The organism is Mycobacterium sp. PO1 (assembly GCF_017312405.1).
Taxonomy (GTDB): Bacteria; Actinomycetota; Actinomycetes; order Mycobacteriales; family Mycobacteriaceae; genus Mycobacterium.
The window spans coordinates 24061-37014 of the sequence record NZ_BLTG01000111.1 but is presented as its reverse complement, the minus strand read 5'-3'; the positions used below and the strand labels follow the sequence as shown (position 1 = coordinate 37014).

Genomic DNA, 12954 nt, shown 5'->3' with positions numbered 1-12954 from the left:
GCACAACACACCGTGGCCCCGAGTAGACGCAAGGGTGCCCGGCAGTCGATGATGGCCAGATGGTCGTGCACCAGAGCGAGGCGTCCGGCGAAGTGGTGTCCAGCGGCGAGGGCACGTTCGCCCTTCCCTCACCGGAGCCCTACTACGCCGGCACGACGCTGCGTAACCCGTTTCCCCCGATCGCGGACTACGCATTCCTGTCCGACTGCGAGACCACGTGCCTGATCTCGTCGGCGGGCTCGGTGGAGTGGCTGTGTGTGCCCAGGCCGGACTCACCGAGCGTGTTCGGCGCGATCCTGGACCGGGGCGCCGGGCATTTCCGACTGGGCCCCTACGGGGTGTCGGTTCCCGCCGCACGGCGCTACCTTCCGGGCAGCCTGATCCTGGAAACCACGTGGCAGACCCACACCGGCTGGTTGATCGTGCGTGACGCGCTGGTCATGGGTCCATGGCACGACCTGGAGACGCGCTCGCGAACCCACCGGCGCACCCCGATGGACTGGGACGCCGAGCACATCCTGCTGCGCACGGTTCGCTGCGTGAGCGGCACGGTCGAGCTGGTGATGAACTGCGAGCCGTCGTTCGACTACCACCGCACCAGCGCGACGTGGGAGTACTCGGCACAGGCCTACGGCGAAGCCATCGCGCGGGCGACGAAGAACCCCGACTCCCACCCCACCCTGCGGCTGACCACCAACCTGCGGATCGGCCTCGAGGGTCGCGAAGCCCGGGCCCGCACCCGCCTGACCGAGGGCGACAACGTGTTCGTGGCGCTGAGCTGGTCCAAGCATCCCGCGCCGCAGACCTACGACGAAGCCGCCGACAAGATGTGGAAGACCAGCGAATGCTGGCGCCAGTGGATCAACGTCGGCGACTTCCCCGACCATCCGTGGCGCTCGTACCTGCAGCGCAGCGCGTTGACCCTGAAGGGGTTGACCTACTCCCCGACCGGCGCTCTGCTGGCGGCCCCGACGACGTCGCTGCCCGAAACGCCGCGCGGCGAACGCAACTGGGATTACCGCTATGCCTGGGTCCGCGACTCCACCTTCGCGTTGTGGGGGCTCTACACCCTGGGCCTGGACCGCGAAGCCGACGACTTCTTCGCGTTCATCGCCGACGTGTCCGGCGCCAACAACGGTGAACGGCATCCACTGCAGGTGATGTACGGGGTGGGCGGCGAACGCAGCCTGGTCGAAGAAGAGCTCAACCACCTGTCCGGCTACGACTACGCCCGGCCGGTGCGGATCGGAAACGGCGCCTACAACCAGATGCAGCACGACATCTGGGGCACCATGCTCGACTCGGTCTACCTGCACACCAAGTCGCGTGAGCAGATCCCCGAGACGTTGTGGCCGGTACTCAAGGAGCAGGTCGAGGAAGCGATCAAGCACTGGCGCGAGCCCGACCGCGGTATCTGGGAGGTGCGCGGCGAGCCGCAGCACTTCACCTCCAGCAAGATCATGTGCTGGGTGGCGCTCGACCGCGGCGCCAAGCTCGCCGAGTTGGAGGGCGAGAAGTCCTACGCCCAGCAGTGGCGGGCGATCGCCGAGGAGATCAAAGCCGACATCCTCGAGCGCGGCGTGGATGCCCGCGGCGTGCTCACCCAACGCTACGGAAGCGACGCGCTCGACGCCTCGCTGCTGTTGGCGGTGTTGACCCGGTTCCTGCCGCCCGACGACCCGCGCATCCGTGCGACGGTGATGGCCATCGCCGAGGAGCTCACCGAGGACGGCCTGGTGCTGCGCTACCGCGTGGAGGAGACCGACGACGGCCTCGCGGGCGAAGAGGGCACCTTCACGATCTGCTCGTTCTGGCTGGTGTCGGCGCTGGTCGAGATCGGTGAGATCAGTCGGGCCCGGCACCTGTGCGAGAGGTTGCTGTCCTTCGCCAGCCCGCTGCACCTCTACGCCGAGGAGATCGAGCCGCGCACCGGCCGACACCTGGGCAACTTCCCGCAGGCGTTCACCCACCTAGCACTGATCAACGCCGTGGTGCACGTGATCCGCGCCGAGGAGGAAGCCGACAGCTCCGGCATCTTCCAGCCCGCCAACGCCCCGATGTGAGCGGGCCGGGCTGGCGCCGCCTCAGCGGGCCGTGCTGGTCTTGGCCGCTCAGCGGGCCGTGCTGGTCTTGGCCGCTCAGCGGGCCGTGCTGGTCTTGGCCGCTCAGCGGGCCGTGTGCAGGGCGCTGACGCGGTCCCGCTGGGCCGATGACCGGGCGAGCCGCACGACGGTGCGTGCAAGTGTCACCGCCCCGTCGATGACAGCTGCATCACCACTGGGACTGGCCGCTGCTGCAGCGAATGCGGCCTGATGGATCGACGCGCCCTGCGCGTCGATGCCGATGGTCGGATGGATCGCCGGCATCGCGTGGGACACATTGCCCATGTCGGTGGACCCGAACGGTGCGATCGCGGCCGGCTCGCCAGGCCCGACGGGCTGACGTCCCAGCCGAAGCAGCTCTTCGCCGAAGACCGCCGACAACCACTGGTCCGGCGCCAACTCGAGATACCGCGGCTCGGTGTCGACGACGTCGAACTGACACCCGGCGGCGATCGCGCCCGCACGGAAGCAGTCCGTGACCCGCCGGCGCAGTTGCTCCAGCGCCGAGCTGTCTGCCGCGCGCATGATGTAGCGCATCGCCGCCTCTGCGGGAATCACGTTGGCCGCCTGACCTCCGTCGGTGACGATGCCGTGCACCATCTGGCCCGGCTCCAGCTGTTGCCGCAGCAGGCCCACGGCCACCTGCGCCACGGTGACGGCGTCGGCGGCGTTGAGTCCGGCGAACGGGGCGACGGCCGCGTGGGCTTCCCGGCCGGTGAAGGTGACGGCGACGTCCGACAGCGCCAGCGAGCGGGGGCGCTCGATGTCCAGCGGACCCGGATGGACCATCACACAAGCGGCGATGTCGTTGAACACCCCCGCCTCGAGCAGCAACGCCTTGCCGCCGCCGGCCTCCTCGGCAGGTGTGCCGAGCAGAACAACTGTCAGGTCGAGCAGGTCGGCGACCTCGGCCAGTGCCAGCGCGGCGCCGACCCCGGCCGCGGCGATGATGTTGTGCCCGCACGCGTGCCCGAGGCCCGGCAATGCGTCGTATTCCGCGCAGATCCCCACCACCAGCTCACCGTCGCCGTAGACGGCCCGGAATGCCGTGGGAAGCCCGCCCGTGCCGGATTCGACCTCGAAACCCCGTTCGGCGGCCAGGGCCTGAGTTTTCGCGGCGCTTCGGTGCTCCTCGAACGCGAGTTCCGGCTCGGCGTGCAGTGAGCGGGAGAGCGCGATCAGATCGGTTCGGTGACTCCGGACCTGCTCGGCGACGGCAGCCAACGGATCACGCTCGGTCATGACCGTCAGTATGGCAGCGTCGCCGCCAAATCATCACTGTTAACAATGGCTTAACGATTAACCATTGCAAGTGGCTATCTATGTGTCAGACTTCGCCTCATGGACGACGTGCAGGCCGAGATCGAGGCGCTCACCCGCGCCCTCGATGTGCACTCGTTGCGGATTCTGGTGGCGATCGACCAGACCGGTTCGATCAGCGGCGCCGCGCGCACCCTCGGTTACACGCAACCCACCATCACCCAGCACGTGCAGCGGCTGGAGTCCAGGCTCGGCACCACGTTGGTGACCCGGGCGGCGCGCTCGGCGCGCCTGACGCCGGCCGGGGCGTTGCTGGCCGAGCACGCTCCCCGCATCGACGCAAGCCTGACCGCGGCCGCGACCGAGCTGTCCCGGCTGCTGGGACGACGCGCCGGCGCCGTCCGGTTGGTGGGCCCTCCCGAAGCGATCACCGTGATCCTGGCCCCGGTGACCTCCTGGCTTGCCACCCATTTCCCCGGCCTCGAGGTCGGCGTCACCGAATCCACCGATTCCGAGCACGCAGTGTCGTCGGTGCAGGGCGGCCGGGCGGATCTCGCCATCGTCTTCGACATCATCGGTCCCGGCCGGCACCGCGGCAGCCACCGAGCCGCGAGCACCAGGTCGACGTTCCTGTTCGCTGAGGAGATCGTCGCCGTCACCACTGCTGCGGTGAACACCGACGGCGACCGAGTCACCCCGCAGCGGCTGTCAGCACAACCGTGGATCACCGGCTCGGGAACATGCAGTGATGCCGTCGCCGCTGCGATCGCACGACCGGCAGACGCTCGCGACGCCGCGGTGAGCCGCACCGACGCTGCGTTGTCACTCGCGAGCTGCGATCGCGGCACCGTTTTCGTCGCCGAGAGCTCACTACAGGGCATCGAGTTGCCTACCGGCGTGCGCGCCTTCGCGCTCGAACCACCGATGACCCGGCGCGCGAGCGCCGTCACCCTGGCCGACGCGGCCGCCAGCCCCACCATCGGCATCGCCCTGCGCGGTCTGGTGTCCCATCGGCCGGCACCGGCCGACATCGACGAAGTCCTCACTGCCCGTCGCCGCAGCGACAGTCACCGCGCCCGCTTCCCCAGTTCGTCACCCCGATTTCTGAATCCGACCGAAGAGAGTGCCCCCATGCCGTTACTGACCTCCGGGCGCGCCGGTCGCGCCACCACCGCCGCCGTCGTGGGAGCCCTGGCGCTCTCGGCGTGCGGCGGCACCGCCACCGATGCCCCGAAATCGGTCGGCGCCGACACCGGTGAACAGATCGCCGAGATCACCGTGGCCCTGCCAGGGTCGCTGTCGAATCTGTACGTCGGGCAGGAATCCGGAATCCTGAATTACTACGTCGCCTCCATCACCCAGGAGGGACTCGTCTCCATCGACGACAGCGGCCGGGTGCAGCCGGCATTGGCCGAATCGTGGGAGCAACCCGACGACACCACCTATGTGTTCGATCTGCGCGACGACGTGCAGTTCCAGGACGGCACACCGATGACCGCCGAGGACGTCGTGTTCAGCCTCGAACAGGCCCGCAACGAGACGGCTTCGCCCGGCTTCTCGGGTCTGCTGGCCAGCGTCGACACCATCGAACAGAGCGGCGACGGGAAGGTCACCATCCGGCTGAGCAAGCCGGACGCCGCGTTCACCAAGAACATGAGCACCGCGGGAACCGCCTTCATCACCTCGAAGGCATTCTGGGAGCGCCACAACGGCGCCGTCGGCACCCCGGGTGCGCTGCTGCTGGGCACCGGGCCCTACCAGGTCACCGAGTTCGTCCCCGATTCGCACGTCAGCTTCAGGCGCGCCGACACCTGGCGGGGCGAGGCGCCGGCAGTGCAGAACATCCGGGTCAACTTCGTCCCCGACGAGTCGACGCGTCTGGTGGCCGCCCAGTCCGGTGATCTCGACATGGCCTTCAACGTGCCACTGGCGCAGACCTCACAGTGGGAGAAGCTCCAAACCATGCGGGTGGACTACGTCAACGACCTGTCCTATGTGGGTCTGTACTTCAACCCCAACATCGCACCCTTCGATGACCCGAAGGTGCGCGAGACGTTCGCCCACCTCGTCGACCGTTCCGCCTACGTCGACAAGCTGCTGCGCGGGCACGGCGAGCCCGCCACCGCGATCATGACGCCGGAGTCACTGGTCAGCACGGTGTCTGCGGATCAGGCACGGTCCGAGCTGGCCACGGTTCCGCAGTGGGACTACAACCTCGACGCTGCGAGAGCGGCGCTGGCAGCGTCGAACCATGCGAATGGTTTCACCACCGAGATCCTCACGCCCAACACCGGCCCACAACTCGGCAAGGCCGCGCAAGCGCTCGCCCAGCAACTCGGTGACCTCGGCATCGTCCTCACCGTCCGCGAGGTGCCCATCGAGGAGTGGCTCGCCAGCCTCGACGCCAGCTCCGATCACGGGGTGGGCTTGATGTGGTACTTCTCCACCTCCGGAGACCCCGCGGAACTGCCGAATTATCTTCTCGGAGCGGGAAACCCGTCGGGCTACAGCAATCCTGCGATCACCGATCTGCTCGACCGCGCCAACGCCGAAGCCGACCCCGACGCGCGTATCGACCTGCTGCTGCAGGCAGAGACCCTCCAGGCCCGCGACGCCATCAACGTACCGCTGTGGTGGGGCCAGTCGGCCACCGCGTTCGCCGACGACCTCGGCATCCGCACCAACAGCCCGTACACCTTCGTCTCGTCGTGGCCAACTCAGCTCTACCGGGCTGCTCCCAAGTGACCTGGCCCGCGGTCCGGCTGCTGAGCATCCGCGTTCTCGGCGCGGTCGCCGTACTCCTGGCGTTGTCGGTGCTGATCTTCGCGCTGCTGTACCTGGCCCCCGGCGACGTTGTGAAGAACCTTCTCGGCAACCGGCCCTCGTCACCCGAAGCGGTGAACGCGATCCGCGCGCAGTACCACCTCGACGAGTCTGCGGTCCAGCAGTACCTACGCTGGCTGGGCGGCTTTCTCCACGGCGACCTCGGCGAATCGGTGCGGCTGCAGGTTCCGGTGAGCGAGGCGATCTCGCAACGGCTCGGCCTGACCGCGTTGTTGTGCGCGATGGCGTTTGTGCTGTCGGTGCTCGTCGCAGTGCCTCTCGGCGTAATCAGCGCGGTGCGTGCCGGAGGCTGGATCGACCGCAGCGCAAGCGGACTCGCCGTCATCGGACTCAGTGCGCCGACGTTCGCGATCGGACTTCTGCTGCTGCTCGTCTTCGCCTATGTCATCCCTGTGTTGCCGGTCTACGGCGTCGGCGACGGCGGGCTCGACACCATCCGGCACCTGACCCTGCCGGCGATCTCACTGGCGCTGGGGCTCGGCGCGATCGTGGTGAAGCTGACCCGGGCAGCCATGCTGCGCGAACTCGACACCGACTACGTGACGGCTGCACGTGCCCGGGGGCTTTCCGAAGCAACCGTGCTCCGCATCGCCCTGCGCAACGCGGCCATCCCGATCACCACCGGCGCCGGGCTGCTGCTGACCTTTCTGGTCGGCGGCACCGTGCTCGCCGAAGCCACCTTCGCACTACCCGGACTGGGTACGCTGTTGCGAGATTCGGTGCTGTTCAAAGACATCGCCGTCGTTCAATCGCTGACACTGCTGGTGGCCTGCGTGATCATGGCGATATCGCTGCTGGCCGACTCGGCGTATCTGTTGCTCGATCCGCGGGTGCGTGAGCACGGCAGGCGGGACTCATGACCGCCCTGGACCGGCCCTTCATCTCGTGGCGCCGGCGACTGCCCTGGTCGGTGACGGCATCAGCCGTCCTGCTCGGCGTGGTCCTGCTCGCCGCGCTCTTCGGCAGGCTGGTCTATCCCGACCCGATGCGGCAGGACATCCTGACCGGGCTGGTCGCGCCGGGCGCACCGGGGCACCTGCTGGGAACCGACGAACTGGGCCGCGACGTGCTGGCGATGACGGTTGCGGGCACGGGGTCGGCCCTGCTGGGACCGGTGTGTGTCGCGGTCGGATCGATGCTCATCGGGATCCTGCTGGGCACGCTGGCCGGCTACGAGCGTGGGCCAGTCGATTTCGTGATCAGCCGATGGGCGGATCTGTTGTTGGCTCTCCCGCTGTTACTCGCCGCTATCGTCGTCGGCGGCGTCCTGGGTGGCGGATACTGGGTCACCGTCATCCTGCTGGTGGTCTTGTTCTCACCGTCCGACATCCGCATCGTGCGCGCGGGGGTATTGGAGCAGTCCGCCCGGCCCTATATCGAGGCCGCCCAGATGCTGTCGATGCCGCGGTGGCGCGTGATGTTCGTCCACATCCTGCCCAACGTCTCGACTCTGGTGGTGACCAACGTGATGCTCAATGTCGCCTTCGCGTTGGTGGCGTTCTCGTCGCTGTCGTTCCTCGGGGTCGGGGTCTCGACCGACACCGCGGACTGGGGCGCCCAGTTGGCTGCCAACCGGCAGATAGTGTTCGACAACCCCGCCGCGGTGGTGGTGCCCGCGATACTGATCATTCTCGTGGCCTGCGCGGTCAATCTGGTGGGCGACTGGCTCGGACAACGTCTGGCGCAGAACGGAACAACGGCGTGAGCGACGTCCACATCGAGGAGCTGACGGTGCTGGGGCAGCGCGGCACGATGGTCGCGCCGCTGGACGCCCACATCCCGGCGGGCAGCACGCTGGCCATCATCGGAGAATCCGGCTCCGGAAAGACGCTGACCGCAAAGAGTCTCGTCGGCCTTCTGCCCCGCGGATTCCATGCGCGGGGATCCATGCGCATCGGCGAGACCCGAGTCGACCTGAGCAGTACGGCCCGCGCCTGGCGGTCGGTGCGTGGAGCGACTGCTTCCCTGCTGTTGCAGGACCCGTTCACCAGCCTGTCCCCGGTCCACCGCTGCGGCGATCAGATTGCCTGGACTCTGCGGGAAACCCCTGGCCGACGCAGACGAGCTGCGGTGGCCGATCTCCTCGGCGAGGTCAAACTCGGCCCTCACGTCGCCGCGGCATACCCGCACCAGCTCTCCGGCGGCATGCGGCAGCGGGTGGCCATTGCCGCCGCCTTGGCGGCGAACCCCCGCTTCCTGATCGCCGACGAACCGACGACGGCCCTGGACGCCAGTAACCAGGCCGACATCCTCGATCTCATCCGCTCCATTCAGATGTCGCGGCGGTTGTCAGTGCTTCTGATCTCCCACGATCTCGGTCTCATTCGGGGACGCACCGACGAAGTCCTGGTCATGCGCGACGGCGACGTCGTCGAACGGGGCCGCACCCGAACGATTCTGGGCGCGCCACAGCATCCCTACACGCAGGCCCTCATCGACGCCGACCCCAACTCCGGCATACCGACGCAGCGTCCCCAGGACGGTCGATCCGTCGAGCCGTTGGTCCGGGTCACCGGACTGGGTAAAGCGTTCGGTGAACGCGCTGTGCTCGACGGCGTGACGATCAGCATCCCCGCGGGCGGCGTCGTCGGGGTGGTCGGGGAATCAGGCTCGGGCAAGTCGACACTGGCACGCTGCATCGCGGGACTGGAACGACACGACACCGGCACGGTGGAGTTCGACGGCGAAGCCCTCGCGCCGGGACGTCGTTCCCGGGTGCCCCGTCAGATGCAGATCGTGTTCCAGGATCCGTACTCGTCGCTGAATCCGATGATGTCGGTGGGCGCGATTCTGCGGGAAGCGCTGCGGGTTGCCGGCCGCTCCCCCACCGAGGTGCCGCAACTGCTCAGCACCGTCGGACTCGGGCCGGACTACGCGCGCCGGCGCCCGGCAGAACTGTCCGGCGGCCAACGGCAGCGCATCGCGATCGCGCGCGCCCTGGCTCCCCGACCGCAGCTCCTGATCTGCGACGAGTCGGTGTCCGCGCTCGACGTTTCGGTCCAGTCCCAGATCCTCGACCTGCTCGGGCGACTGCGCGACGATCTGGGACTGACGTTGTTGTTCATCTCCCACGACCTCGCGGTGGTGCGGATGATCGCCGACGAGGTCGTGGTTCTGCGCGGCGGCCGTGTGGTGGAACAGGGGCGCTGCGCCGAAGTCCTCACGCACCCGAAAGAGGATTACACCAGGCTGCTGGTGGCAGCGTCATCACGGGAGAACACCCGGCCGGCCGTCGTCGCCGACGCCGGTCACGAAGGAGGACACTGACATGGCGGTGCTGGAGCAGTCGGTCACCGAAGGTGCCGATGCCATCGCCGAACTGCTCACCGCGGAGCTGGCCGAGCTTCTCGATGCAGACATGACTGCGCGCTGGCGGATCCGGCGCGAACAGTACCTCCCCCGGGTGCTGCTTCTCAGACACGACAACCGCATCGTCGCTGCCGCATTGGTGAGCAGTCGCCCCGCGACCGCGGCACTGAAGATTGTCGATCTGTGGTGCTGCGAGGCACCCGCGCTCACACCCATGCTCGATGCGGTGGTCGCGATGGCACGACAGGCGCGCGCGGCCGTGGTCAAGTGGGAGATCCGTGACGATGCAGGGCTGCCCGAGGCCGCCCGGTCCCGGGGATTCGTGGAAACGCAGCCGAGAGCCCACCCCGATCCAGGCGTCGGCGGCTATGCCCTGTGGTTGACACCGCTGCCACACACCGAACCCAGGTACTACGCCCAGAGCACCGAGTTCACCTGCGGAGCGGTTGCTGGATTGCTGGCAGCCGAACTCGTCGGCCGGCCCGGATTCTCCGGCGACCTCCGTGACCGCCGACTCGAGCTCGACTTCTGGCGTACCGCAAGCAATTTCCCGGCCTGCGAACCGGTCGGGCTGGCGGTCGCAGTGCAGCGCCATCTCGGCGCTGACCGGCGTGTCGAGGTGGCGCTGGATACCGAGGATCCGCTGCTGATCGATGAATTCAGCGGCTTCGATCGCGAATTCAGGATCGAGCTGCAGAGCGACTCACGGCAGCACGCTGCCGACCTCGGGGTCACGGTACGCGGCGACCGGGTCGAGATCGCCGAGGTCGCCGAACGGATCTCCGTCGGCGAGATCGCACTGCTGCTCATCACCCAGACCCCGATGCACGGCCAGAATGAGCCGCACTGGATCACCGCCCATGCTTCCGACGGGCAGACACTCGTCGTCGTGCAGGACCCGTGGCTGGACAGGCCGGGAGGAGAAACCTGGGTCGACGCGCACGACCTACCCATCCGCCTCGCCGACCTGGACCGGATGTGCCGGTGGGGCCGCGACGAGCACCGCGGAGTGGTTTTCGTCGCCCCCGAATGATGGTGCGCCGCCTCAGAAAATCCCGCGCAACGCCACCACTCCCACGGCGCCGAGTGCGGCCGCCGCGGGCAGCGTGATCACCCAGGCCAGCGCGATCGGCTTCATCAGGTTCCAGTTCGTGGCCCGGTTGACCATGCCCACGCCGAGCACCGCGCCGATCAGGATGTGCGTGCTCGACACCGGCAGACCCATGACGCTGGCACCCATCACCACGGCGGCTGCCGACAGCTCGGCGGAGAAACCGGACGCCGGATGCATCTTCGTCAGGTTGGTCCCGACGGTGGCGATGACCTTGCGCCCGATGAACCACAGCCCGGCGACCAGCGCGACGCCGAAGGCCAGCATCGCCGCCGGCGGAACGGCGGCCTCGCTTTCGATGTCGCCATTTCGGAACACGTCGAGGATCGCGGCGAAGGGCCCGATGGCGTTGGCGATGTCGTTGCTGCCGTGGCTGAACGCGAAGCCCGACGCGGTGAACACCTGCATCCAGCTGAACATCAGGAACGTCGAGCGCGGCAGCGATTCACCCTTGAGGGTCTTGGCGAAGATGAAGGTCGCCATCCACACCGCGGCACCGACCATGCCCATGATGAAGTAGTTGTTCATCGTGGTCAGGCCCAGATGCATGTTCTTGAGACCCTTGAACAGCAGCATCGCGGCGATGATCATCGCGCCGAACGCCGCCAGCAACGGCACCCAGGTCTGCAGCGCCTTGTAGGCGTCGATCGAACGGGCCTTGTCGTCGATGTCGTGCAGTTCCCGGTAGTAGTCGCTCTCCAGCTCGTCGGGGTCGTAGTCGCCGCGGTTGGCCGCGACCGCGTCGCGGGCCATCGCGCCGGTGTAGGCGATCTGCTGGATCTCCGAGAGCCGCTCGAACGCCTGCTTGTGCCGGGTGCGCAGTTCGATGCGCTCTTTGCGGATCTCCACCAGCTTGGCGTCGGCCTCTTCGTTGTAGGTCAGGATGCGCCGCTTGATCGTGCCGTAGAGCAGGTAGGCCACCACCCCGCCCAGCACCGGCGAGAGCACCCAGGAGATCGCGATCTGGCCGATCTGGTCCCACTGCACCATGTCCAGCGCGGAGTTGCCCTGACCGGTGACGAACCCCAGCATCAGAGCGGCACCGACGATGCCGCCGATGATCGAGTGGGTGGTGGACACCGGATAGCCCATCCGGGTGGCGAACAGCAGCCAGAAGGCCGCGGCGAACAGCGCGGCCATCATGATGAACACGAAATCCATCGGGGAGATCTGCACGATCGACAGATCGACGATCCCGCTGCGGATCGTGTCGGTGACCTCACCACCGGCGATGACAGCACCGCTGACCTCGAAGATCGCCGCGACCAGCAGCGCCTGCTTCATCGTCAGGGTGCCGGCGCCCACGCTGGTGCCGAACGAGTTGGCCACGTCGTTGCCGCCGATGTTGAAGGCCATGAACATGCCCAGCACGGTGGCGGTGATCAGGATGACCTTGCTGGCGGAGCTGTCCACGTAGCCGAAGGACCACCACGTGAACGCGCCGAACGCGACGGCGAGCATCAGCCCGAACGTCAGATGCCAGTTGCGGTCGTCGCCCAGGAACACGGCTTCTGCTGGGGTCGGGGGTGAAGAGGTCGTCTGTGCAGCCACGCGGGAAAGTTATGCCCGCTAACTGAGCAAACAGAACCCGGACAGTGAACGATCACTGAACGAGTCGTTACTTCGCCGCGTTGTCCACCATGGCCGTGACGATCTCGGCGGCCTCGTCGCTGACCGCGTAGCCGCACGCCCACGCTTCCACCGTCACGTTGGACACCAGCGACAGCGCGTGTTGGCAAGCCCAGCCGTCGGCGCCCTCCTGCGTGGTCAGCTGGGTGATCAGATTGTCGTCGTTCTCGACCTCACCGAGCTGCCACATGTATTCGCCGTCCCCGACGCCGATCGCGGAGTTCGCGCAGTCCCGCCAGGTGGCGGTGGCATCGTCGAAGAACCCTTGCGCGTTCTCCGCAGCCGGGTAGAGCACCGCGGTCTGCTCGACCCAATGCTCGTTGTCGTCGTTCGGTTCGCGTGCCACCTGATCACGCACGGCGGTCCAGCCGCTGCCGGCGTAGACGGGCTCCTCGGCCCCGTACACCGCACCCAGGCAGTCCGGATCCGACACCTCGTCCGCGTGGTCGGTCATCTCGTCGAGCTCGCTGGTCACCTTCATCTGGGTGGAACCCATGATGCCGTTGAGCTCACCGATGCTCAGCAGCAAACCGTCCAGCTCGGACTCCGTCAACAACGGGACGTCGAGCGGACCGGCGGGGCGGCCGCGGACCGCGGTGCCGTCCACCGTGGACACACATCCTGCGAGCAGGGCTGACGTCGTCAGGACCGCACAGATTCGACCGAGTCCGATGCTGTGAGCCACCTTGTGATTGTCCC

General features: G+C 67.6%; 9 protein-coding genes. 6 read left to right on the top strand and 3 right to left on the bottom strand.

Annotated features, from left to right (window positions below; genetic code table 11):
- The first annotated feature begins 59 nt into the window (after positions 1 to 59).
- Positions 60 to 2063, top strand: a complete 2004-nt coding sequence (locus tag J3476_RS26130; RefSeq protein ID WP_207069191.1) for a glycoside hydrolase family 15 protein — start codon at positions 60 to 62, stop codon at positions 2061 to 2063.
- 102 nt (positions 2064 to 2165) lie between these two features.
- Here J3476_RS26130 and J3476_RS26125 read toward each other — a convergent pair whose 3' ends face one another.
- Complete coding sequence (locus tag J3476_RS26125) at positions 2166 to 3344, bottom strand: amidohydrolase (protein ID WP_207069190.1); 1179 nt, start codon at positions 3342 to 3344, stop codon at positions 2166 to 2168.
- A gap of 99 nt (positions 3345 to 3443) precedes the next feature.
- On the opposite strand from J3476_RS26125, the gene J3476_RS26120 reads away from it, so the two are divergent.
- Genes J3476_RS26120 through J3476_RS26100 form a run of 5 tightly spaced genes read left to right on the top strand, consistent with a single transcriptional unit; the run spans position 3444 to position 10548 of the window.
- On the top strand, positions 3444 to 6107 hold the full coding sequence (locus J3476_RS26120) for an ABC transporter substrate-binding protein (protein ID WP_207069189.1): 2664 nt from the start codon (positions 3444 to 3446) through the stop codon (positions 6105 to 6107).
- Positions 6104 to 7066: an ABC transporter permease gene (locus J3476_RS26115; RefSeq protein ID WP_207069188.1), complete on the top strand. Its 963-nt coding sequence runs from the start codon at positions 6104 to 6106 to the stop codon at positions 7064 to 7066. Before J3476_RS26120 ends, J3476_RS26115 begins: the two co-directional genes overlap by 4 nt.
- The gene (locus tag J3476_RS26110; RefSeq protein ID WP_207069187.1) at positions 7063 to 7911 is read left to right on the top strand and encodes an ABC transporter permease; all 849 of its coding nucleotides are present in this window, start codon (positions 7063 to 7065) and stop codon (positions 7909 to 7911) included. The genes J3476_RS26115 and J3476_RS26110 overlap by 4 nt, the downstream gene beginning before the upstream one ends.
- Positions 7908 to 9473 carry an ABC transporter ATP-binding protein gene (locus tag J3476_RS26105; protein ID WP_207069186.1) on the top strand — a complete coding sequence of 522 codons (1566 nt, stop codon included), beginning with the start codon at positions 7908 to 7910 and terminating at the stop codon, positions 9471 to 9473. Before J3476_RS26110 ends, J3476_RS26105 begins: the two co-directional genes overlap by 4 nt.
- 1 nt (position 9474) lies before the next feature.
- A complete protein-coding gene (locus tag J3476_RS26100; RefSeq protein ID WP_207069185.1) occupies positions 9475 to 10548 on the top strand; it encodes a peptidase C39 family protein in 1074 nt (357 codons plus the stop codon).
- A 12-nt stretch (positions 10549 to 10560) separates the two neighbouring features.
- Here J3476_RS26100 and J3476_RS26095 read toward each other — a convergent pair whose 3' ends face one another.
- Both J3476_RS26095 and J3476_RS26090 read right to left on the bottom strand, forming a co-directional pair.
- Positions 10561 to 12177, bottom strand: a complete 1617-nt coding sequence (locus J3476_RS26095) for an inorganic phosphate transporter (protein ID WP_286183801.1) — start codon at positions 12175 to 12177, stop codon at positions 10561 to 10563.
- A 67-nt stretch (positions 12178 to 12244) separates the two neighbouring features.
- Positions 12245 to 12940 carry a sensor domain-containing protein gene (locus J3476_RS26090; protein ID WP_286183799.1) on the bottom strand — a complete coding sequence of 232 codons (696 nt, stop codon included), beginning with the start codon at positions 12938 to 12940 and terminating at the stop codon, positions 12245 to 12247.
- Positions 12941 to 12954: the final 14 nt, after the last annotated feature.